20 protein-coding genes are annotated in these 21,696 nt (G+C 72.6%); 4 read left to right on the forward strand and 16 right to left on the reverse strand.

Annotation, left to right across the window (positions count from 1 at the left end):
- Positions 1-32: 32 nt before the first annotated feature.
- From ACZ7M3_RS29425 to rimP, 9 genes are all read right to left on the reverse strand, one after another.
- Entirely contained in the window at positions 33-986 is a 954-nt protein-coding gene (locus ACZ7M3_RS29425; protein WP_095852294.1) for a bifunctional riboflavin kinase/FAD synthetase, read from the reverse strand.
- A gap of 116 nt (positions 987-1,102) precedes the next feature.
- Entirely contained in the window at positions 1,103-4,786 is a 3,684-nt protein-coding gene (locus tag ACZ7M3_RS29430; RefSeq protein ID WP_472066969.1) for a trypsin-like peptidase domain-containing protein, read from the reverse strand.
- A 279-nt stretch (positions 4,787-5,065) separates the two neighbouring features.
- Entirely contained in the window at positions 5,066-5,971 is a 906-nt protein-coding gene (gene truB, locus ACZ7M3_RS29435; RefSeq protein ID WP_054232826.1) for a tRNA pseudouridine(55) synthase TruB, read from the reverse strand.
- Entirely contained in the window at positions 5,968-6,423 is a 456-nt protein-coding gene (gene rbfA, locus ACZ7M3_RS29440; RefSeq protein ID WP_452972027.1) for a 30S ribosome-binding factor RbfA, read from the reverse strand. Before rbfA ends, truB begins: the two co-directional genes overlap by 4 nt.
- Positions 6,424-6,456: 33 nt before the next feature.
- Positions 6,457-6,750: a DUF503 domain-containing protein gene (locus ACZ7M3_RS29445; RefSeq protein ID WP_067371255.1), complete on the reverse strand. Its 294-nt coding sequence runs from the start codon at positions 6,748-6,750 to the stop codon at positions 6,457-6,459.
- 307 nt (positions 6,751-7,057) lie between these two features.
- Entirely contained in the window at positions 7,058-10,204 is a 3,147-nt protein-coding gene (infB, locus tag ACZ7M3_RS29450) for a translation initiation factor IF-2 (RefSeq protein WP_351311453.1), read from the reverse strand.
- Positions 10,205-10,351: 147 nt separating this feature from the next.
- Entirely contained in the window at positions 10,352-10,630 is a 279-nt protein-coding gene (locus tag ACZ7M3_RS29455) for a YlxR family protein (protein ID WP_472066972.1), read from the reverse strand.
- Positions 10,631-10,720: 90 nt separating this feature from the next.
- A complete protein-coding gene (gene nusA / locus ACZ7M3_RS29460; RefSeq protein WP_472066974.1) occupies positions 10,721-11,743 on the reverse strand; it encodes a transcription termination factor NusA in 1,023 nt (340 codons plus the stop codon).
- Between the two features lie 2 nt (positions 11,744-11,745).
- On the reverse strand, positions 11,746-12,252 hold the full coding sequence (gene rimP, locus ACZ7M3_RS29465) for a ribosome maturation factor RimP (protein ID WP_472066976.1): 507 nt from the start codon (positions 12,250-12,252) through the stop codon (positions 11,746-11,748).
- A 262-nt stretch (positions 12,253-12,514) separates the two neighbouring features.
- On the opposite strand from rimP, the gene ACZ7M3_RS29470 reads away from it, so the two are divergent.
- The 3 genes from ACZ7M3_RS29470 (at position 12,515) to ACZ7M3_RS29480 (ending at position 14,604) form a co-directional block, all read left to right on the forward strand.
- Positions 12,515-13,075, forward strand: coding sequence for a hypothetical protein (locus ACZ7M3_RS29470; protein ID WP_472066978.1), 561 nt, complete (start codon positions 12,515-12,517; stop codon positions 13,073-13,075).
- A complete protein-coding gene (locus ACZ7M3_RS29475) occupies positions 13,072-13,572 on the forward strand; it encodes a ferritin-like domain-containing protein (RefSeq protein WP_452970321.1) in 501 nt (166 codons plus the stop codon). Before ACZ7M3_RS29470 ends, ACZ7M3_RS29475 begins: the two co-directional genes overlap by 4 nt.
- Positions 13,573-13,662: 90 nt before the next feature.
- Positions 13,663-14,604 carry an aminoglycoside phosphotransferase family protein gene (locus ACZ7M3_RS29480; RefSeq protein WP_472067291.1) on the forward strand — a complete coding sequence of 314 codons (942 nt, stop codon included), beginning with the start codon at positions 13,663-13,665 and terminating at the stop codon, positions 14,602-14,604.
- A gap of 12 nt (positions 14,605-14,616) precedes the next feature.
- Here the strand turns inward: ACZ7M3_RS29480 and ACZ7M3_RS29485 are convergent, their stop codons facing one another.
- From ACZ7M3_RS29485 to ACZ7M3_RS29500, 4 genes are read right to left on the reverse strand one after another with little or no spacing between them, the layout of a single operon-like run.
- Positions 14,617-14,862, reverse strand: a complete 246-nt coding sequence (locus ACZ7M3_RS29485; protein ID WP_472066980.1) for a ferredoxin — start codon at positions 14,860-14,862, stop codon at positions 14,617-14,619.
- Between the two features lies 1 nt (position 14,863).
- The gene (locus tag ACZ7M3_RS29490; protein ID WP_472066982.1) at positions 14,864-16,135 is read right to left on the reverse strand and encodes an NADH-ubiquinone oxidoreductase-F iron-sulfur binding region domain-containing protein; all 1,272 of its coding nucleotides are present in this window, start codon (positions 16,133-16,135) and stop codon (positions 14,864-14,866) included.
- The gene (locus tag ACZ7M3_RS29495; RefSeq protein WP_472066984.1) at positions 16,132-16,731 is read right to left on the reverse strand and encodes a ferric reductase-like transmembrane domain-containing protein; all 600 of its coding nucleotides are present in this window, start codon (positions 16,729-16,731) and stop codon (positions 16,132-16,134) included. Before ACZ7M3_RS29495 ends, ACZ7M3_RS29490 begins: the two co-directional genes overlap by 4 nt.
- Complete coding sequence (locus ACZ7M3_RS29500; RefSeq protein WP_472066986.1) at positions 16,728-17,705, reverse strand: FAD:protein FMN transferase; 978 nt, start codon at positions 17,703-17,705, stop codon at positions 16,728-16,730. The genes ACZ7M3_RS29495 and ACZ7M3_RS29500 overlap by 4 nt, the downstream gene beginning before the upstream one ends.
- A 15-nt stretch (positions 17,706-17,720) precedes the next feature.
- On the opposite strand from ACZ7M3_RS29500, the gene ACZ7M3_RS29505 reads away from it, so the two are divergent.
- Positions 17,721-18,155, forward strand: a complete 435-nt coding sequence (locus ACZ7M3_RS29505) for a hypothetical protein (RefSeq protein ID WP_472066988.1) — start codon at positions 17,721-17,723, stop codon at positions 18,153-18,155.
- Between the two features lie 52 nt (positions 18,156-18,207).
- Here the strand turns inward: ACZ7M3_RS29505 and ACZ7M3_RS29510 are convergent, their stop codons facing one another.
- The 3 genes from ACZ7M3_RS29510 to ACZ7M3_RS29520 all read right to left on the reverse strand — a co-directional run bounded on the left by ACZ7M3_RS29510 (position 18,208) and on the right by ACZ7M3_RS29520 (position 21,574).
- Complete coding sequence (locus ACZ7M3_RS29510) at positions 18,208-19,905, reverse strand: proline--tRNA ligase (protein WP_472066990.1); 1,698 nt, start codon at positions 19,903-19,905, stop codon at positions 18,208-18,210.
- A 72-nt stretch (positions 19,906-19,977) separates the two neighbouring features.
- The gene (locus ACZ7M3_RS29515; RefSeq protein WP_472066992.1) at positions 19,978-20,547 is read right to left on the reverse strand and encodes a GNAT family N-acetyltransferase; all 570 of its coding nucleotides are present in this window, start codon (positions 20,545-20,547) and stop codon (positions 19,978-19,980) included.
- 178 nt (positions 20,548-20,725) lie between these two features.
- Complete coding sequence (locus ACZ7M3_RS29520) at positions 20,726-21,574, reverse strand: GNAT family N-acetyltransferase (RefSeq protein ID WP_472066994.1); 849 nt, start codon at positions 21,572-21,574, stop codon at positions 20,726-20,728.
- Between the last annotated feature and the right edge of the window lie 122 nt (positions 21,575-21,696).

The raw sequence follows: 21,696 nt of genomic DNA on the forward strand, positions 1-21,696 counted from the left end.
AGAGCGCCGGCGCCCCTGCCCCGTACGACGGGTCACTCCCCGTCGTACGCCTCGATCAGCTCGCGCGAGCGCTTCACATCGTCGGCGATGGCTTCGAGCAGCGCCTCGATGGAGTCGAACTTGGCCATGCCGCGGACGTAGGCGAGGAAGTCGACGGCGACGTGCAGGCCGTACAGGTCGAGGCCGACGCGGTCGATGGCGTACGCCTCCACCGTGCGCTCGGTGCCGTCGAACTGCGGGTTCGTGCCGACGGAGATCGCGGCGGGCATCGCCTCGCCCGCGACGTGCAGCCAGCCGGCGTAGACGCCGTCGGCGGGGATCGCGGTGTGCGGAAGGGTCTCGACGTTGGCGGTGGGGAAGCCGAGCTCACGGCCGCGCTGGGCGCCGCGGACGACGATCCCCTCGACGCGGTGCGGGCGGCCCAGGATCTCGCGCGCGCCCTCGACATCGCCCTCGGCGACCAGCCGCCGGGTAAGGGTCGAGGAGAACGGCTGGCCGCCCCCTGCGGAACCGCTCACGTACAGCTCCACCACCTCGACGTCGAAGTCGTACGTCTTGCCCTGCTCGCGCAGGAAGTCGACATTGCCGGCGGCCTTGTGGCCGAAACGGAAGTTCGGGCCCTCGACGACGGCCTTGGCGTGCAGCTTGTCGACGAGGACCTTGGCCACGAAGTCGGCGGGCGACAGCTTCGAGAACTCGGTGGTGAAGGGGAGGATGAGCAGCGCGTCCACACCCAGATCGGCGCACAGCTCGGCGCGCCGGTGGTGCGGGGCGAGCAGCGGGGGGTGGCTGCCGGGGCGCACGACCTCGCTCGGGTGCGGGTCGAAGGTCACCACGACGGAGGGAACGCCCAGCTCACGGGCGCGGTCCACGGCATGCTTGATGATCAGCTGGTGTCCGCGGTGCACCCCGTCGTAGGAACCGATGGTGACGACGCTGCGCCCCCAGTCCTCGGGGATGTCCTCCAAGCCACGCCAGCGCTGCACTGTGACCGCTCCTTGTCGAACCCGTGTCCGTGATTGCCTCATTCGCAGCTCTAAGGGTGCCATGCCGAGTGCGCTCGGTTCGCATCGGCATCGGGGTGTGACGCATCGCGCACGGTTCAGGCCGGAACCCGTGGCCCGGCGAGGCTCTCGATCATGCGGCGGGTGCTCGGGCCGACCACCCCGGCCCACTCGTCGGGGGAGTCGGTCAGCCAGCGCGCCACCAGGGTCGCGAAGCCGGGAACCTGACGGGCCAGCTCGACCAGACCGCGGTCGAAGCCGGTGGCTCCGGCCGGGGTGCGGACGAGGAGCAGGCCCGCGCGGTACACCAGCTCCCGGGTGGGTTCCTCGCCCCGGCGGGCCGCGCCGTGCGCGGCGGCCCGCAGCAGGGTGTCGAGAACGGCCGGGTCCTGCTCGTGCGCGAGCAGCAGGTCCAGCAGCTCGCGCCGCAACGGGCCGCAGTCCCGGCTGTCCGGCGCCGCCAGGACGGCCGCGAGGGCCGCCCGCACCGGAGCCGGGCAACCGACCAGCAGACCGGTGACCAGCGGGAAGAGGACGGATCGTGCCGCGGAACCGTGTTCGAGGCGCCGGTCGACATACGCGGCCACATGCGCGGCGGCCCCGGGGCACAGCTCGACCACTTCCCTGACCAGCACGCCGACGCGGCGGGCGAGCGCGGGCGTGGTGACGTCCGCAAGCGTGCGCAGCGCCTCCGAGGTGTCGACGCCTTCTGGACCTGGCTGTCGCAGCCGGACCCGAAAGGCTTCGAGCACCGGGTCGGGATGCGTGTTCAGGGCCGTGACCAGCGCGCTGGCGGGCAGCTGCGGATCGCCGGTGGCGAAGCGCTCCAGCGCCTGCGGCAGATACCGGGCCCGCGTCCACGGGTCCCGTACGAGCAGGCCGAGCGCGGCGCCGTGCAGCGTGCGGTCGGCGGGGCGGGCGAGCAGGGTCAGCGCCGCGAAGCGCAGCAGCTCGCGGTCGGCCTCGGCGCGGACATGCGGTGCGGCGCGCAGCCCGTAGGCCATCGCCGCCACCCGCCGGGCCGGGCGCTCGTCGTGCGCCCACCGGTCCACCGCCCGGCACACGGCCGACGGCTCCTCCTCGGCGAGCACGGCCAGCAGCTCGTCCCCGCGCCGGTGGGCGTGGTCGACCAGGGCCTCCGCGAGGTCGTCCAGGGCGCGCCGCCGGTGCGCGTACAGCAGGGCCTGCGCGGCGGTCGCCACGGTCGCGTGGGGCGTCGCGGGCAGCGGCCGGTCGTCGTCGAACCAGGGGATGAGGTGGGGTTGTACGGCCGTGGGGTCGGCGGCGAGGAGTCGGGCGACGGCGTCCAGGTAGCGCGGGGCCTCCGGGGAACGGCGGCGGTGGGCGCCGGAGGCGGTGCGGGACCCCTCGGCCGGGCTCGCCTGTCGCGGCGCCCCGTCCACAACGACCAGGCGCCTGAGCAGATCGAACCGCTCGGCCTCCGGCAACGGCAGCGCCTCCCAGAAGGAGGGCCCGAACTCCGCCGGCACACCCCGGCCTTCGGTCCGCCACGCCACGATCCGCTCGGCGAGCAGCCTCAGCACCGGGGTGTACGGGGTCGCGTCGGGGACGCGCACCAGGACGTCGGCGAGGAGGTGAGTGGCCCACCAGGTGCCGTCTCCGGTCGGGGCACCCTCCCCGGCCGGGCCACCGTCCCCGGTCGGGGCGGACTCCTCCGCCGGCAGCTCGTCGACGGCCTCGACGAGGTCTTCGAGGCGGCGGGCCAGCGCACCGGCGCCCTGGTGCCGGGCCAGCAGGAGGAGGGCCTGTACGACAGGGCCGATACGGTGTCGCGGGACGGGCGCGGATCGGCTCTGGGCGGAAGGGCCTACGGGCGTCCGCTGGGCCGGTACCCGCTCGGTGGGCCAGGCTTCGCGGCGCCGGTGGACCAGGGCGTGCAGGGCCGGGTCCAGGTCCAGGTGGGTGCCCTGGATCCAGTCGGCGAGCTCCTCGTGGGCGAATCGGTAGCCGCTCCCGGCGGGGACCAGGAGTCCCTCGGCGAGGACGGCGGAGGCCCAGCCGGAGACCCGCCCCGGGCAGCCTCCCGATGCGGGGCCCCAGGGGAAGACGGCCTCGAAGGACACGCGGTCCAGCCGGCCCCCGCCGGGCCCCAGACAGCGCCGCGCGGCCTCGTGCACCTGGCCGGAGACCTGGGCTGCGAGCCTTCGTACGGCCGTGCCGCGCAGCCCGTTCGCCGCCGCGAGACGGATGGCGACGCGCAGGCACATCAGGTCCAGATGGGCGGCGAAGACCTGGTCCCGGTCGAGTGGCCGGGGCGGCGGGTCCGGCAGCGCGGCGCGCACCTCCGCCAGCAGCCGCAGCGTCAGCGGATGCCGCGCGTGGGCGGCCACCAGCGCGTCCTCAGGGATCCCGGCCCGCGACCGGACCCGCCGCGCCTCCTCCTCGGTCAGCTCGCCCAGCCGGACGCAGGGCGGAAGCGACGGCTCCGGGGCGGCGTCGGCCCGGTGCAGCGTGTCCGCCGGGAACCGGGTCCCCGCCTGCTCCCAGTACTCGGCGCGGCAGGCGACGACGAGCCGCGCCCCGCTCGCCCGCAGCCACTCGGCCGTGCCCGCGGTCCACTCGGGCAGCCGGTGGGCGAGGTCGGGCGGCATCTCCTCCAGTCCGTCGAGCAGGAGCAGCAGTTTCCGTCCGGCGGCCCGTGCCAGCCGGGCCAGCCGGTCGGGACCGATGTCGCCGAGCTCTCCGTCGTACCCGCCGGGCGGCAGCACCCCCGGCTCCTGGTGCGCCCCCTCCTCCGGGGCCGCCACGATCCGCCCCGCCCGCTCCAGCGCCCGGGTGGCCGCGTCGGCCACGGAGGTGTCCGTGGCGAGGAGGTCGGCGCCGCGCAGCCAGAGCGTGGGGGCCGGCTCAGCGCTGCGGGTGCGGCGCGCGGCGAGCGCCGCGAGCTCCGTCGTACGGCCGCTGCCGGGTGGGCCGACGAGTCCGAGGACGGCGGCCGCACCGCCCTCGAAGGCCGCGAACTCCCTTACGACGGCGGCCCGTTCGACGGCGGCGGGCGCCGCGCCGTCGATGCCGGGGGAGGTAGCGGCTCCGGGGCCTTCCGAGCGCATCGAGGTCGCCGTGAGTTCGAGTACGCCTGCCGGGTTGAGATCGGCCCCGTACGCGGGGACGGTGGTGGCGTTGCGGTCGAGGAGTTCGGCGAGGGGACCCGTGACGCCGGGAGTGCGCAGGAGGACCGCGAAACCCGCGGCCCGGCGCTCGGTCTGCAGCGCGGTGCCGAGCACCCCGATCACCGCTCCGGTCGAGGCGTCGAGGACCGGTCCCCCGGCCGCTCCGCCGCCCAGCCGGAGCGCGTCCGCGCCGGCCGTGCCGATCGCCAACTCCAGTGCCTCGTCGAGGAGATGGAAGCGATCGGTCGCCGTGTACGTCACGGTGGTGCTGCCCAGCACCCGGGCCTCGCGCCAGCCGCCCGCGGGGATCCGGACGTATGTGCCGGTCTCGACCCGCTCGCGCACGGTGACGGGGAGCGGGTCGAGGCCGAGGCCCTCGGTGCGTACGAGCGCCAGATCGGTTTCGGGGAGCGGGGTCACGGCGTCGGCGGTCACCACACAGCTGCGGTCGCCGGGCGCGTGCAGCACGAGGCGGGCCAGACCGTCGACGGCCTCGTGGCTGGTGATCACCGTGCCGTGGTGGTCGGCGACGAAACCCGTGCCGCGCGGACGTCCGGCCAGGTCGCATACGCGCACCAGGGTCTCGACCCGCGCGCGGCGGGCGTCGTCCGATGTCTGCTCGTTCCCGGTCCGCGGGCCCCGTTCCGCCATGATCGAACCTCCCCGCGCCGTGCTCCTTCTCCCGACGGTAGGCGCCAAATGATCAGCGGAACAGATCACGTACGAAACGCGCCCCCTTCCGCTCCCTCGGTTCACTCCGAGCGCCTGCCCGAAGGGGTGAATAGGGCAGGGCGGATGGATACACAGTTGGGTGGGGGAACCGAGGGGGGACCGTGGAGCGGCGGGCACGAAACCCCGTGACCGCCGCTCCACGGACAGGTGCCCGAGCATGAACGGGCTTCGGCCTCACCCTCACCCTCAACCTCGGCCTCAGCCGAACACGGCGAGGCTCTTCGCCTTGCCCTTCTCTTCCTCCACCAGCGCGAGGAACCGGCCCTCGGCGTCGAACACGGCCACCGCGCCGACCCCCGCGTACTCCTCGGGGATCTCCAGGCGTACGCCGTTGAGCAGCAGCCGGGCCCGCTTGGCGTCCACGTCCCAGCGCGGGAACGCGGCCGCGGCGGCCTCGGCGATCGGCATCACGGTCAGCTCCTCCTGTAGCTGGTCGAGGGTGCGCGCGGAGTCGAGCTTGTACGGGCCGACGCGGGTGCGGCGCAGGGCGGTGAGGTGACCGCCGACGCCCAGGTCCGCGCCCAGGTCCCGGGCGAGCGCCCGGATGTACGTCCCGGACGAGCAGACCACGGAGACGACCAGGTCGAGCACCGGCGTGCCGTCCTCGGCCACGGCGTCGCGGATGTCGTACACCGCGAACGAGGAGACCGTCACCGGGCGGGCCGGGATCTCGAAGTCCTCGCCCTCGCGCGCCCGCTTGTACGAGCGCACGCCGTCGATCTTGATGGCGCTGACCTTGGACGGCACCTGCATGATCCGGCCGGTGAGCTTGGCGACCCCGGCGTCGATGGCCTCCCGGGTCACCCGAGAGGCGTCGGTGGACGAGGTGATGTCGCCCTCGGCATCGTCCGTCAGCGTGTCCTGGCCGAGCCGGATGGTGCCCAGGTACTCCTTCTCGGTGAGCGCGAGGTGTCCGAGGAGCTTGGTCGCCTTCTCGACGCCGAGGACGAGCACGCCCGTCGCCATGGGGTCGAGGGTGCCGGCGTGTCCGACGCGGCGGGTCCTGGCGATCCCGCGCATCTTGGCGACCACGTCGTGCGAAGTGAAGCCCGACGGCTTGTCGACGATGACAAGCCCGTCGGGCGTCTTGGTCTTCTGCGTCATTCCGCGGCGTCGCCGTCCGTCTCGTCGTCCTCGCCCGGCTTCTTGTACGGGTCCGCGTCACCGGCGAAGGTGGCGCCGGCCGAGACCTCGCGCACCTTCGCGTCCGAGGCCCGCGCCTTGTCGAGCAGGTCCTCGATCGTCTTGGCGGTGTCCGGCAGGGCGTCCGCGACGAAGGTCAGCGTCGGTGTGAACTTCACGCCCGCCGCCGCGCCGACCGCCGAGCGGAGCACGCCCTTGGCGCTCTCCAGGCCCGCGGCCGCGGCCGCGCGCTCCTCGTCGTCCCCGTAGACCGTGTAGAAGACGGTCGCCTCCCGGAGGTCCCCGGTGACCCGGGTGTCCGTGATGGTGACTTGGGTGCCGAGCCGCGGGTCCTTGATCCCACGCTGCAGCTTCTGGGCCACCACCTCTCGGATGAGGTCCGCCAGCCTCTTGGCACGCGCGTTGTCGGCCACTGGTCCGTCTCCTTCTTCGCCTTGCTTGTTCCGTCAGTCTTCGTCTGTATGAAGTCTGCGCCGTACCGACAGCAGCTCCACCTCCGGTCGCGCCGCGACGAGCCGCTCGCACCGGTCCAGTACGTCGGTGAGGTGCTCGGTGTCTCCGGAGACCATCGCCAGGCCGATCTCGGCCCTGCGATGAAGGTCCTGGTTGCCCGTCTCCGCCACGCTCACCGCGTACTTCCGCTGGAGTTCAGCGACGATCGGCCGGACGAGAGAGCGTTTCTCCTTGAGCGAGTGCACATCGCCGAGGAGCAGATCGAAGGACAGCGTCCCCACATACATGTGTAACCGGATGTCCCGCCGGTACGGGATAGATGGCCTGCCAATGCGCTTGGCAGGGACATCAGAACCGTACAACGAACGGGTGGGGTGCTCGACGGAGTTTTTCGCCCCCGCCGCCCCTACCCGTCCCATCCCTCTGGGGCTCCGCCCCAGACCCCGCGGGTTGTCTTTTTGGCTGCGGACCGGGTGGGGGCTTGTCGCGCAGTTCCCCGCGCCCCCAAAAGGGGGCGCGGGGAACTGCGCAATCTCTTAAACGGCAAGCTGGCCGACGGTGATTTCTCACCGCCGGCCAGCTCAATCAACCGCGTTACGCCCGCGGCTTCTCGCGCATCTCGTACGTCGCGATGACGTCGTCGACCTTGATGTCGTTGAAGTTTCCGAGGTTGATACCACCCTCGAAGCCTTCGCGGATCTCGGTGACGTCGTCCTTGAAGCGACGCAGCCCGGAGATGTTGAGGTTCTCCGCGATGACCTTGCCGTCGCGGACGAGGCGCGCCTTGGTGTTGCGCTTGACCTCGCCCGAGCGGACCAGGACACCGGCGATGTTGCCCAGCTTGGACGACTTGAAGACCTCGCGGATCTCCGCCGTGCCGAGCTCGACCTCCTCGTACTCCGGCTTGAGCATGCCCTTGAGGGCCGCCTCGATCTCCTCGATGGCCTGGTAGATCACCGAGTAGTACCGGACGTCGACGCCCTCGCGCTCCGCCATCTGCGCCGCGCGGCCCGCAGCGCGGACGTTGAAGCCGATGACGATCGCGTCGGAGCCGGTCGCCAGGTTGATGTCCGACTCGGTGACCGCACCCACACCGCGGTGCAGGACACGGATGTCGACCTCGTCGCCGACGTCGAGCTGGAGCAGCGAGGACTCGAGAGCCTCCACCGAACCGGACGCGTCGCCCTTGATGATGAGGTTGAGTTCCTGCACCAGACCGGCCTTGAGGGCCTCGTCCAGGTTCTCCAGGGAGAACCGGACACCCCGGCGGGCGAAGTTGGCGTTGCGCTCACGCGCCGCGCGCTTCTCGGCGATCTGACGCGCCGTGCGGTCCTCGTCGACAACCAGGAAGTTGTCGCCGGCGCCCGGGACGTTGGTGAGACCCAGGACCAGGACGGGGGTCGACGGACCCGCTTCCTCGACGTTGTTGCCGTTGTCGTCGAGCATCGCCCGGACACGGCCGTACGCGTCGCCGACCACCATCGTGTCGCCGATGCGCAGCGTGCCGCGCTGGACCAGGACCGTCGAGACGGCACCACGGCCGCGGTCGAGGTGGGACTCGATCGCGATGCCCTGCGCGTCCTGCTCCGGGTTGGCCCGCAGGTCGAGCGAGGCGTCCGCGGTCAGGACCACGGCCTCCAGCAGCTGGTCGATGTTCAGACCCTGCTTGGCGGAGATGTCGACGAACATCGTGTCGCCGCCGTACTCCTCGGCCACCAGACCGAACTCGGTGAGCTGACCGCGCACCTTGACCGGGTCCGCGCCCTCGACGTCGATCTTGTTGACCGCGACCACGATCGGCACGTCGGCCGCCTTGGCGTGGTTCAGCGCCTCGATCGTCTGGGGCATCACACCGTCGTTGGCCGCCACCACGAGGATCGCGATGTCGGTCGACTTCGCACCACGGGCACGCATGGCGGTGAACGCCTCGTGACCCGGGGTGTCGATGAAGGTGATCCTGCGCTCTTCTTCGTTGACCTCGGTCGTCACCTGGTACGCACCGATGTGCTGGGTGATACCGCCGGCCTCGCCCGCGACGACGTTCGTCTTGCGGATGGTGTCGAGAAGGCGGGTCTTACCGTGGTCGACGTGACCCATGACGGTCACGACCGGCGGACGCGCGACGAGGAACTCCTCGCCACCCTCGTCCTCGCCGAACTCGATGTCGAAGGACTCGAGCAGCTCGCGGTCCTCCTCCTCGGGGCTGACGATCTCGAGGACGAAGTTCATCTCGTCCGCGAGGAGCTTCAGCGTCTCGTCGGAGACGGACTGCGTGGCAGTGACCATCTCGCCGAGGTTCATCATCACGCCGACGAGCGACGCCGGGTTGGCGCCGATCTTCTCCGCGAAGTCGGTGAGGGACGCACCGCGCGACAGGCGGACGGACTGTCCGTTGCCGCGAGGCAGCATCACGCCGCCGACCGACGGGGCCTGCATGGCCTCGTACTCCTGGCGCCTCTGCCGCTTCGACTTGCGACCACGACGCGCCGGACCGCCGGGACGGCCGAACGCACCCTGCGTGCCACCACGGCCACCGGGACCACCCGGACGACCGCCGAAGCCGGGACGGCCACCGCCGCCACCGCCGGGACCACCGGGACGACCGGCGAAACCGCCGCCGCCACCGCCGGGACCGGCCGGACGACCGGCGAAACCGCCACCGCCGCCACCGGGACGACCGGCGAAGCCGCCGCCACCGGGACGACCGCCGCCGCCACCGGGACCGCCGGGACGACCGCCGCCGCCACCGGGACCGCGGCCACCGGGGCCACCACCGGGACGCGGACTGCCCGCAGCGGGACGCTGCGGCATCATGCCGGGGTTGGGACGGTTACCGGCGGGGCCACCGCCGGGACGCGGAGCGCCGCCCTGCGGACGAGGCATACCGCCCGGAGTCGGACGGGCACCGCCCGGACCGCCCTGCGGACGCGGAGCGCCGCCGGGACCGCCCTGGGGACGGGGACCACGGTCCTGACCCGCGCCCTGCGGACGCGGAGCGCCGCCGGGACGGTCGCCACCGGGACGCGGGGCACCGCCCGGACGGGGCGCCTGCGGGCGCGCCATGCCGGTGGAGCCACCAGAGGTGAACGGGTTGTTGCCCGGACGCGGGCCGGCCGGACGAGCGCCAGGACGCGGGGCCTGGCCGCCGGGACGCGGGGCGCCCTGACGGTCGCCGCGCTCGGGACGGTCGCCGCGACCCTGACCACCCTGGCCGGGACCACCGGCCGGACGGGCACCGCCGGGACGCGGAGCCTGGCCACTGGGACGCGGAGCGCCCGGACGGGGACCTGCGGCGGGAGCCGCGGGAGCCGACGGGGGCGCGGTGAACTCGGCCGCGACCGGAGCCGGAGCCGCCGGAGCGGGCTTCGGGGCGGGCTTGGGACCCGGGGTCGGGCGCGGACCCGCAGCAGCCGGGGTGACCGGCGCAGCCGGAGTGACCGGCGCAGCGGCGGGGCGCTCGGCCACGGCCGGCTTCGGGGCCGGCGGGCGCGGGGCGGCCGGACGGGCAGCCTGCGCCGGAGAGGGGGCACCCGGCTTCGCCGGGGCAGCCTTACGTGCGGAGGCGGGCTTGCCGCCACCGCTGCCCTGCTGCAGGGCGTCAGTCAGTTTGCGTACAACGGGCGCCTCGATCGTCGAGGACGCCGAACGGACGAATTCACCGAGCTCTTGGAGCTTGGCCATGACGACCTTGCTCTCAACCCCGAACTCCTTGGCGAGTTCGTATACCCGGACCTTAGCCACTTCGCTCCTTTTAGGTCCGGGTTGCGTCCGGACCGTCGCTACTTCATGGGCGTACTCATCGCGTGCTCATCGAGTGCTCATCGCAATCTCGACCTACTTCCAACTCGCGGGGTACCAGGGCCGCACGGGGGTTCCGTACGACGCTCCTTACGGTGTTGCCTGCTCGACGTAGAGGCGCAACGCCGCTGTGTCGAGCGATCCAGGGGCACGCAGCGCCCTTGGGAACGCCCGGCGGCGTACCGCCAGGTCGAAACAGACCAGGGCGGGGTGCACATAAGCGCCCCGGCCGGGCAGCGTACCGCGATGATCGGGGACGCATTCACCCTCGATCGCCACGATCCGCAGCAGATCAGTCTTGGCCGCTCGCTCCCGGCACCCCACACAGGTGCGTTCAGGGCATGCGCGGGCTCGCGTCCGGCCAGACACTCTTAAGTCTACCTCCCCGCACCGACCTCACCCCTTTGGGGCAAGAATCGAACGGTTGTTGTCGTGATCTAAGCCACCTACGGCTCAGAACTATTCCCGGTGCTGGTCCGCGCCGCGCCGAACGGTCTCGTCGGACGGCTGCTCGGTGTCCGGACGGATGTCGATGCGCCAGCCGGTGAGGCGGGCCGCGAGGCGGGCGTTCTGGCCCTCCTTGCCGATCGCCAGCGACAGCTGGTAGTCCGGGACGGTCACGCGCGCTGAGCGGGCCGCGAGGTCCACGACCTCGACCTTGGAGACGCGGGCGGGGGAAAGCGCGTTCGCCACCATCTCGGCCGGGTCGTCCGACCAGTCGACGATGTCGATCTTCTCGCCGTTCAGCTCGGCCATCACGTTGCGCACCCGGCCGCCCATGGGGCCGATGCAGGCGCCCTTGGCGTTCAGACCCGAACGGGTGGACCGGACTGCGATCTTCGTACGGTGACCGGCCTCGCGTGCGATCGCGGAGATCTCGACGGACCCGTCGGCGATCTCCGGAACCTCCAGCGCGAAGAGCTTCTTCACCAGATTGGGGTGCGTGCGCGACAGGGTGACGGACGGACCGCGTACGCCCTTCGCCACCCGAACGACGTACGAGCGCAGTCGCAGCCCGTGCTGATACGTCTCTCCTGGGACCTGCTCCTGCACCGGCAGGATGGCCTCCAGCTTGCCGATGTCGACGAGCACGTTCTTGGGGTCGCGCCCCTGCTGCACGACACCCGTGACGATGTCGCCCTCACGCCCGGCGTACTCACCGAGCGTCGCGTCGTCCTCGGCGTCCCGCAGGCGCTGCAGGATGACCTGCTTGGCGGTGGTCGCGGCAATCCGGCCGAACCCCGACGGGGTGTCGTCGAACTCGCGTGCCTCCTGCCCCTCCTCCAGGTCCTCGGGGTCCTCCTTCGCCCACACGGTCACATGGCCGGTCTCCCGGTCGAGCTTGACGCGCGCGTGGCGGCGGCTTCCCTCGGTGCGGTGGTAGGCGATGAGGAGGGCCGACTCGATCGCCTCGACCAGCAGGTCGAAGGAGATCTCCTTCTCCCGTACCAAGCCCCGCAGGGCACTCATGTCGATGTCCACGGCTACGCCTCCTCTGCGTTCTCTTCGTTCTTGTTCTTACGGTTGAACTCGACCTGGACGCGGGCCTTGGCGATGTCTTGGAAGACGAGGCGCTTGGCGGTGGGCTTGCGCCCCTTCACGCCCGGCACCTCGACATCGACTCCCTCTTCGTCCACGTCGAGGATTCTCGCGACCAACTCGCCGCCGTCTTGCAGCTGGAACTTCACCAGGCGGTCCGTGGCGCGTACGTAGTGACGGTGCTCCTTGAGCTCGCGCTCGGCACCGGGGGTTCCGACCTCGAGGGTGTACTCGCCCTCGCCCATCGCGTCCGTCTCGTCGAGCTTCGCCGAGAGCGCGCGGCTCACATCGGCGATCGCGTCCAGGTCGGCGCCTTCGTCCGAATCGACGACTACACGCAGCACACGCTTGCGTCCGACCGAGTCCACTTCGACCTCTTCGAGGTCGAGTCCCTGAGAGCTGACGAGCGGTTCCAGCAGTACTCGCAGCCTCTCGCTCTGGGTGGTGCTCATCCGGGTGACTCCTCGGCCGCGTGTGCTGTTGTGGGTTGGTCGTGTGTCTGGTCAAAGGGTATCCGGTCGCGGAGGGTGTTGCCGTCCACCGTCCCCCGTCGCCGACGGGGCTCTCCCAAGGGGCGTGGGCAACCGCGCACCCGACGAGTCCGGGGCCGAGCGGCGGTGGCGAGCCCATGGGGGTCGATCGCGTGGGGCACGGGTACCGTGATCACGGGCGTGCCGCCCTCCCTTTCGTACGAGCCCTCCGAGGACGTCTGCCGTGCCGTTCACCCTGCCGCCGCGCACCCCCTCGGGGCCGCGCCGAAGGAGCCTGCTCGCCTCCGCCGCGGGCGCCTTCGTGCTCGTGGGCTGTTCCACCCCCGAGCCGTCCACCGACACCACGGTCCACAGCCCCTCGGCCGCGGACCGCGCACGCACGCGCGCGGCACTCGACAGCGAGTCGCTCGCGGCACGCTACGCCGCCGCGATCACCGCCCATCCCCCGCTGGCGGCCCGGCTGAAGCCGCTGCGGGCGGAGGTCGTACGGCACGTGCAGGCGTTCGGAGGCAGCGGAACCGCCGGCAGCCGGCCCTCCGCCTCCGGTTCGCCCTCCGCCTCCGGCTCGCCGTCCGCTTCCGCCTCGGCGCAGCCCAGCCCCTCCCCCACCGTGCCCGCCCAGGAGAAGGACGCCCTCGCCGACCTCGCGACCGCCGAGCGCACCTTGGCCGACCAGCGGACGAAGGCCCTGCTGACGGTTCCGGGCGAGCTGGCCAGGCTGCTCGCCTCGGTGGCCGCGGCCGGAGCCGCGCACGCGTTCCTGCTGACGGAGGGTGCCAAGTGAGCACGACCAAGGACACGAGAAGCACCAAGGACGCCGAGTCGGCCGAGCTCGGCGCGTTGCAGGCCGCGCTCGCCGCCGAGCACGCCGCCGTCTACGGGTACGGAGTCGTCGGCGGCAGGATCGACGAGGCACGCCGGGGCGAGGCCCGGGCGGCGTACGACGCCCATCGGGCGCGGCGCGACGAACTCGCCCGCGCCGTACGGGACCTGGGCGGCAGGCCGGAGGTCTCCGCGGCGGCGTACGCACTGCCGTTCGCCGTGAAGGACTCCTCCGCGGCCGTCCAGCTCGCTGCCGACCTGGAGGAACGCGTGGCCGGGGTGTACTCCGACCTCGTACGCGCCTCCTCGGGCGATCGGCGGCGCTCGGCCGCCGAGGCGCTGCGGGAGGCGGCGGTGCGGGCGGTGCGCTGGCGCGGCGAGAGCGTAGCCTTCCCTGGTCTCGCCGAGCGGGAGGCCCCCTCGGCCACCCCTGCCGCGGCGACGCCGTCGCCCTCGTGACGTGCCCCTGACGGCCCGGAGGAGAGGACCCGGACGACTTGGACGACCTGGACCAGCTGGAAAGGAACACCTCGCGCAATGGACTCGCGCATGGCCTTCGAACCGCCGCGGCGCCTGGTACGGGCACTCGGCGAGACGCAGCGGAGCGGGTCGAACGGCTCCGGCGGGTCCAACGGGACGGGCGAGTGGCTGGACAAGCTGCCCGTGCTGGCACAACAGGCGGCCTATCTACGCGAGTTGACCGTGGAGCGGGTGCAGGCACCCGGCGGTCGCAGCAGCCTCGTCCTGCTCGTCCGGCAGGCCGACGGGACGCCCGCCGTGCTGAAGCTGGCGCCGCCGCGAGCCCGTCCGGAGAGCGAGCGGGCCGCGCTCACCCACTGGGACGGACGGGGCGCCGTACAGCTCCTCAACCCCGCCGACGCGCAGGGCGACACCCACGGCGTCCTGCTGTTGGAGCGCTTGCGTCCCGATCTGTCCGTGCGTTCGCTGCCGGAGGCGAAGGCCCTGCTGGAGGCCGCCGGGACGCTGCGGCGGCTGTGGGTCGAACCGCCCGCCACCCATGTCTTCGAGACCGTCGCCGAGCGGACCGGGCGGCAGGCCGAGGCGATGCGGGCGGCGGCGAGCGTCGACACCGAGGTCGCACCACTGGTCGACGCGGCGCTCGCGGCCCGCGAAGAACTCCTCGCAGGACCGCCCGAGGAGCGGCTGCTGCACGGCACCTTCCGGCAGAGCAAGGTGCTCGCCGGTGAGCGCATGCCCTGGCTGGCCGTGGGCCCGGACCCGGTGGTCGGCGAGTGCGCCTTCGACCTGGCCCGGCTGGTCCGGGACCGGGTGGAGGACCTGATCGCGTCCCCTTCGGGGTCGTCGATCACACGGCGCCGGGTGAAGCGGCTCGCCGAGTCCCTGGAGGTGGACCAGGAGCGGCTGCGGGGCTGGACGTTGTTCCGGGCGGTCGAGTCCGGCGTACGGGCGGGGCGGGTCGGGCGTCCGCAGGACGCGGAGCTGTTGCTGGAGTTCGCGGGCTGGCTCTGACCGCCCCGACCCCTAACTTCCCTGTGCGGTGGCGAGTTTGAGGGCCAGTACCGGGCAGTCGGCGGCGGCTCTGCGGGCGCGTTTCAGGGTGGTGGGTGGAAGGGGGGCCTCGCCCAGGAGCGGGTAGCCCCACTCGTCGAGCGTGATGTGTTCGGGGAGGAGTTCCGCGCACAGGCCGTGGCCCTGGCAGGCGGTCCAGTCGACATCCAGGCGGTGCGTGCGGTCCGCACGGTCGGCGCGGTGGGCGGGGCGGGCCATGTCAGATCCTGTTCGCGGGGACGGGCAGCAGCGGGGAGTGGTCGGTCGCCGTGCAGTGGCCCGCGGTGTGCGCGTCGAGTTCGGCGGCGAAGGTCGTGAGCGCGCTGCGCACCAGGCGGACCGTGCCGTCGGGGTGGTGGCAGGCACCGCGGCCCTCGACGAGTCCGGCCCAACGGGCGATGTCCTCGCGGGTGCCGCCCTGCGGCCCCGGTGCGGCCAGGGTCTGGAAGGCGGCGGCGATACGGGGCAGACCGTTGAGGCAGGGGCCGCACTGGCCCGCCGATTCGAGGGCCAGGTAGCGCAGCACACGGGCGGTCTCGGCGAGGCCGCAGCGGCCCAGGGGCAGCGCGGCGAGGACGCCCGCGCCGAGGTCGGCGACGGTCAGCGTGCGGGTCGCGGCCTCGGCGGCCGGGAGCCAGATGCCGTGGTAGCCGCCGACCAGGACCGCGCCGATGCCGTCGAGCGGAAGGAGACGGCGCAGCGGCATGCCGAAGGGGGCTTCGACGACCCGTACCTCGCGGCCGGGCACATGCACCGTGCACAGGGCGCTGCCCGGTTCGGCCGGGGTGCCCACCGAGCGGAACCAGCCGGCGCCGTAGCGGGCGATCAGGGCGAGGTGGGCGAGCGTCTCGACGTTCTGGACGAGCGTCGGCGCACGGTGCACGCCCTGCTCGCGCACCGGGGGCCGCTGGTGGCGCGGCAGGGCCACGTGTCCGGAGAGGTACTGGGTGAGGGCCGAGGACTGGCCGGACAGGAAGCGCTTCGGGACGCGTACCGTGCGCACCCGCAGCGGGTCCCGTCGCTCGGCGAGCGCCGCTTCGAGGGGCGTGGCGTGGTCCTCGACCGCGAGGTACGCCTCCCCCGCGCCGACCGCCTCCGCCGCCAACTGCAGGCCGTCCAGGACGAGATGGGGCGACAGTCGCAGCAGGGTCTTGTCCTTCGCGCTCGCGGGCTCGCCCTCCGCGCCGTTGGCGACGACGACCGGGGTGCGACCGGTGCGGCGGCCCGCCTCGGCGACCGAGACCAGCTTGCGGTACGTGGGGAAGGCGGCGCCGCCGCGGCCGGTGAGCCCGGACTCGGCGAGCGTGCGCAGCAGTTGGGCCGGTTCGCCGTGCGCCACCGGACCGTAGCGCTGCTCGTGGGTGGTGAAGCCGGCCGGGGCGCCGCCGGGGGCGAGCAGACGCGGTGGCATGTAGATGTCCGTGGAGGTGGTGGCCATGGTCGTCGTGACAGCCGCAGTCACGGTCGCATTCGCGGTCATGGGCGCGGTCATGGGCGGGCTCCTTCCGGCGTACGGGTTTCGGCCGTACGGAGCAGGGTGGACGGGGTTCGCCCGGAGGCTCGGGCCACGTGGGCGACGCGGATGCCGAAAGCCGTGAGGACCGCGGCCACACAGGAGATCGTCAGCCACAGCATCCAGCCCGCGCCGCTGTCCGTGCCGATGCCGCTGCCGTGGATGAGCGCGATCGGCCAGGAGGCCCAGGCCAGCCGGTGGACGGCGCGCCAGGTGCGATGCCCGATGCGGGCGCGGAGCAGGCTGGTGATCAGTACCGCGAGCATCAGATCGAGGGCCACCGTGCCGAGACCCAGCCAGAGGGGTTGGTAGGCGGAGGCGAACGGGACGAGGACGTCGAGGAGGCTGATGCTCACATAGCTGTCGACGACCGCGGCCGTGACGTGCAGGACCAGGAAGACGACGGCGGAGAGGGTGAGGGTGCGGTGCAGCTGGATCGTCCCGAACCTCGGGAGGCCGGGGAGTCTGCCGCGCAGGCGTACGGCGATGCCCAGGAGTACGACGACGGTGAACAGGACCAGGCTGACCGCGCCGGTCGCTCTGTTGGCGTACCAGAGGAGGGAGGAGTCGCTCATGCGGCGGCCCCGGGTCCGGACCGGGCCGGGGCGGAAGTCGGCCAGCCCGGTGTCGTCACCACGGTGCCGTCGTTCGCCACCAGACGTGCGGGCAGGTCGAGCCCTGCCAGCCACCGTTGCGCGCCCGCGCCCTTGACCAGGGCCGCCGTGCCGGCCGCGTTGGCGTCCGCGCAGGTCGCGGCGGCCACGGAGACCGTGCGCCAGGGGGTCTCGGCGGGCAGGCCGGTGTAAGGGTCGACGATGTGGTGGAGGTCGTGGGCACCCCGGCGCCAGCGGCGGGCCGTGGTACCGGAGGTCGCGAGGCCGCCGCTCCGGATGGCGACCGTGGCGTACGTGCCCGGCGCGGGTGTCTCGTCGACCGGGCCCGTGGCGTCCTGGACGCGGATGCGCCAGCCGCCCGCCGGGGGTTCGCCGGCCACGGCCGTGTCGCCGCCGAGGCTCACCAGGACTCCGCAGCCCGCCGCCGCGGCGAGCAGGTCGGCGGCCTTGTCGGCGGCCCAGGCCTTGGCCGTGGCGCCCAGGTCGAGGCGGACCCCGGCCGGGACGGTGACCGTGTCGGTCGCGCGGTCCAGGGTCACCGCGCGCCAGCCCGGGACCGGGCGGACGGTGAGCCGGATCGGGCGGCCGTCGTCCTGGATCAGCCGGAAGTCGCGGTCGTAGCCGAGGGCGCCGATGGCCGAGCCGACCGTGGGATCGACGGCCCCGTCGGTCGCGGCGGCGGCGCGCAGGGCGACGGCCAGCGCCTCGGCGAGCAGCGGGCTGACCCTGACCGGGCGGCCCTGCGCCTGGTCGAGGGCCACCAGCTCCGAGTCCTGACGGAACCGGCTGCACGCGGCGTCGACCTCGGCGAGGTGCCGGGCGAGCAGCAGGTTGCAGGAGTCCAGCAGGGCCGGGTCGGTGGTGACCAGGCGGACGCCGGTGCCGAGGGCGCGCCAGTCGGCGGCGGCCGTGGTGCGGCGGGTCGCAGTGGCCATCACGACGCCCCCGAGGTGGAGTCGGCGGAGCCATCGCCGGAGGGCGTGGGATCGGCGGACGGCGACTGGAGGGTCGAGTCCGAGGAGGAGGAACTCGACGCAGCCGAAGTGGATGACGCAGTGGATGACGTGGATGAGGTGGTCGCCGAGGAGTCCGTGCCGCTGCTCGAACTCGACGAATCCGTGCTCGTCGTACTGCCGCTCGCCGTCGTGTCGGCGTCCGCCTGCATCGTGCCGACCAGGGCGAAGACCCCGGCCGCCGCCGCCAGCGTGACCGCCGCCGCGGCGGCCGCCGTACGCCGTGCTCCTCTGCGGACCGCCGCGGCGGCCCCCCGCTCGCTGCCTGTCATGGCTGCTCCCCTCCGAATGACGCTCTGTCACGTCCTACGGTCGGGGAGCAGCCTGAGAGAAGTCTGTGAGGCAGCCATACGCCTCGGAAGAAGTCTCTGAGAGACGTCTTTAATTGCAGACTTCAAGCAGTTTGGCTACTCGGCCGGTTCTGCTACTCGGCCGCCAGGCGGGCGATCGCCTCGTCGACGGTCAGTTCCTCGCGCTCGCCGGTACGGCGGTCCTTCAGCTCGAGGACGCCCTCGGCCGAGCGGCGCCCGGCCACCAGGATCTTCGGTACGCCGATGAGCTCGGCGTCCGTGAACTTCACGCCCGGGGAGACCCCGGCGCGGTCGTCCACGAGGACGCGTACACCCGCCGCGCCGAGCTTCTCCGACACGTCGAGGGCCAGCTCGGTCTGCAGGGCCTTGCCGGCCGCGACGACGTGGACGTCGGCGGGAGCGATCTCCTTGGGCCAGCACAGCCCCTGCTCGTCGGCCGACTGCTCGGCGAGCGCCGCGACCGCGCGGGAGACACCGATGCCGTACGAGCCCATGGTCACGCGGACCGGCTTGCCCTGCTGACCGAGGACGTCGAGCTGGAAGGTGTCGGCGTACTTGCGGCCGAGCTGGAAGATGTGGCCGATCTCGATGGCGCGGTCCAGCTTGAGGCCGGTGCCGCACTTGGGGCACGGGTCGCCCTCTTCCACCACGACGACGTCCAGGTAGTCGTCGACCTCGAAGTCGCGGCCGGCGACGACGTTCTTCGCGTGCGTGTTGACCTTGTTGGCGCCGGTGATCCAGGCGGTGCCGGGGGCCACCCGCGGGTCGGCGATGTAGCGGACCTTCTCCAGGCCCTGCGGGCCGACGTAGCCGCGGACGAGGTCGCCGCGGCCCTCGAAGTCCTCGGCGGTGACGAGTTCGACGACGGCGGGGGCGAGGTGCTCGCCCAGCTTGCCGAGGTCGACCTCGCGGTTGCCGGGGACGCCTACGGCGACGATCTCGCCGTCGATCTTGACCAGGAGGTTCTTGAGGGTGGCGGAGGCGGGGACGCCGAGGTGCTCGGCGAGCGTCTCGATGGTGGGGGTGTCGGGGGTGTCCAGCTCCTCGACCGGGCCGACGCCGGAACCGTCCACCGGCTTCAGGGCGAAGGTGACGGCCTCCGTGTTGGCCGCGTAGTCGCAGGACGGGCAGTCCACGAAGGTGTCCTCACCGGCCGCGGCGGGGGCGAGGAACTCCTCCGACGCCGAGCCGCCCATGGCGCCCGAGACGGCCGACACGATGCGGTAGTCCAGGCCCAGGCGGGCGAAGATCTTCTGGTAGGCGGCGCGGTGCAGCGCGTACGACTCCGCGAGGCCCTCGTCCGTCGTGTCGAAGGAGTACGAGTCCTTCATCTGGAACTCGCGGCCGCGCAGCACGCCGGAGCGCGGGCGGGCCTCGTCGCGGTACTTCGTCTGGATCTGGTACAGCATGACCGGCAGGTCCTTGTAGGACGCGACCTGGTCCTTCACGATGAGCGTGAAGATCTCCTCGTGGGTCGGGCCGAGCAGGTACTCGCCGCCCTTGCGGTCCTTCAGGCGGAAGAGGAGGTCGCCGTACTCCTCCCAGCGGGCCGAGGCCTCGTAGGGCTCCTTGGGCAGCAGGGCCGGCAGGAGGACCTCCTGCGCCCCGATGGCGTCCATCTCCTCGCGTACGACGCGGGAGATGTTGTCGAGGACCTTCTTGCCGAGCGGCAGCCAGGTCCAGATGCCGGCGGAGTTGCGGCGCACGTAGCCGGCGCGGACGAGCAGCTTGTGGTTGAGCGTCTCGGCGTCCGCCGGGTCGTCACGCAGTGTCTTGACCATCAAACGGGACATGCGCTGGACCTGGGCCATGGTTCTCGACTCCTGCTGCGTAAGGGTGATGGCTAGGAGGTTAGCCGGGCGGCCCATCCCGGTGGAAATCGGTTAGCGCCTGCGGAGGGGCAGCGGGGCGCCCATGACGGCGTACGGCTTGGGCGCGCTGGGGAAGAGAACCTGCCGTGCGAGGTCCTCGTACCCGAGCGAGTGGTAGAGGCCGCGGGCCGGGCTGTCGGTGTCGATGGCGGAGAGGATCGAGCGGGGTTCGGTGGCGCTGTCCGTGATGCCGGTGATCAGGGACCGGCCCACGCCGTGGTTCTGGTAGTGCGGGTGGACGTGCAGTTCGGTGATCACGAAGGAGTGGTCGAGCCAGGCGTCGCGTCCCTGGGCGCGCAGATACGGTTCCACGACGGTGGACCACCAGTGGGTGCGGTCGTTGGGCATGCCGTAGACGAAGCCGACGAGCCGTCCGTCGACCGTCGTCGCACCGAGTGCGCGGGCTCCCGGGTAGGTGAGGTGACGCAGCACGATCTGCCGGCGTACGGCGATCTCGTCGGCGCCGAGCCCGAAGGCCAGGGCCTGCACGGCGAGCGCCTCGTCGACGCGCGCCGCGAGATCCAGCGGGCCGACGACCACGTCGTCGGGGTTGCGGGGGCCCTGACCGGGAAAGCGCAGCATGCCGGGGAGACTACCGGGGCGCTTCGCCGGATTGCGCCGGGACTACGGGACGTTGTGTCGGGTGCGGCCGGGTCGGGGGCCGATCGGGAGTCGGCCTGGGGCCGGTCCGGAGCCGGTCGGGAGTCGGTCGGGAGTCGGTCCGAGGCCGGTCGCGGAGTTCCCCGGGCCCCAGCGAGCGCTAGAACAGCACGCTCATGAACGCGCCGATCTCCTGGAAGCCGACACGGTGGTACGTCGCCCGGGCCGGGGTGTTGAAGTCGTTGACGTAGAGGCTGACGAGCGGGGCGATGTCGGCGAGGGCGTAGCGCATGACGGCCGCCATGCCCGAGGCGGCCAGCCCCTGTCCCCGGTACTCGGGGGCCACCCACACCCCCTGGACCTGGCAGGCCTGCCGGGTGGCGGCGCCGATCTCGGCCTTGAAGACGACCTTGCCGTTCTGGTCGAGACGGGCGAACGAACGGCCGGTGCCGACGAGTTCGGCCACCCGCGCCTGGTAGAGCAGGCCGCCGTCACCGGCGAGCGGCGAGACGCCCACCTCCTCGGTGAACATCGCCACGCACGCCGGCATGATCGTTTCCATCTCGTCCTTGCGGATGCGGCGGACGTACGGATCCGGGGCGATGTCGGCGGGGAGGCGGTCGGTGACCATCAGGGGCTGGTGGGCGCGGACCTCGCGGGCCGGGCCCCAGCTGGGTTCGAGCAGCCGCCACAGCTGGGCGGTGGCCTCGACGGGGCCGACGATCGAAGAGCAGCGGCGGCCGGCCCTTCGCGCCCGGTCCGCGAAGCCGCGGACGGCACGGGGGGTGGCGCAGATCGGGACCAGGTTGGCGCCCGCGTAGCAGAGGGACCGCAGCATGCCGTCCTCGTACCAGCCCCACATCTCGCCGCCGAGCCGCCAGGGGTCGAGGCCCGCGACCTGTACCCGGGACGCGACGAATGCGTTCGCGACCGGGTCGCGGTCGAGGACGGCGAGCGCGGCGTCCAGGTCACTCGGTTCGAGGACCCTGGTGGTGGTCTGGGTCAACACGTGCGGGGGCCTCACCATACGGTCTGCTGATCTCCGCACTGTACCTGGCGAGGTTGTGGCTCGCCGCCCCTTGTACCGGCCTGGGCTTCGGCCGCGGGCCGGTGAGAGCGGTTCTCCACGCC

Source organism: Streptomyces sp. NPDC111656 (assembly GCF_055656965.1).

Bases quoted from the DNA above. Each gene is read 5' to 3' on its own strand.
- ACZ7M3_RS29430 (WP_472066969.1), bottom strand. From the start codon at position 4,786: ATGGCGGAACGGGGCCCGCGGACCGGGAACGAGCAGACATCGGACGAC.
- truB (WP_054232826.1), bottom strand. From the start codon at position 5,971: ATGACGCAGAAGACCAAGACGCCCGACGGGCTTGTCATCGTCGACAAG.
- ACZ7M3_RS29445 (WP_067371255.1), bottom strand. From the start codon at position 6,750: ATGTATGTGGGGACGCTGTCCTTCGATCTGCTCCTCGGCGATGTGCAC.
- rimP (WP_472066976.1), bottom strand. From the start codon at position 12,252: ATGAGCACCACCCAGAGCGAGAGGCTGCGAGTACTGCTGGAACCGCTC.
- ACZ7M3_RS29480 (WP_472067291.1), top strand. From the start codon at position 13,663: ATGGCCTTCGAACCGCCGCGGCGCCTGGTACGGGCACTCGGCGAGACG.
- ACZ7M3_RS29485 (WP_472066980.1), bottom strand. From the start codon at position 14,862: ATGGCCCGCCCCGCCCACCGCGCCGACCGTGCGGACCGCACGCACCGC.
- ACZ7M3_RS29490 (WP_472066982.1), bottom strand. From the start codon at position 16,135: ATGACCGCGCCCATGACCGCGAATGCGACCGTGACTGCGGCTGTCACG.
- ACZ7M3_RS29495 (WP_472066984.1), bottom strand. From the start codon at position 16,731: ATGAGCGACTCCTCCCTCCTCTGGTACGCCAACAGAGCGACCGGCGCG.
- ACZ7M3_RS29500 (WP_472066986.1), bottom strand. From the start codon at position 17,705: ATGGCCACTGCGACCCGCCGCACCACGGCCGCCGCCGACTGGCGCGCC.
- ACZ7M3_RS29510 (WP_472066990.1), bottom strand. From the start codon at position 19,905: ATGGCCCAGGTCCAGCGCATGTCCCGTTTGATGGTCAAGACACTGCGT.
- ACZ7M3_RS29515 (WP_472066992.1), bottom strand. From the start codon at position 20,547: ATGCTGCGCTTTCCCGGTCAGGGCCCCCGCAACCCCGACGACGTGGTC.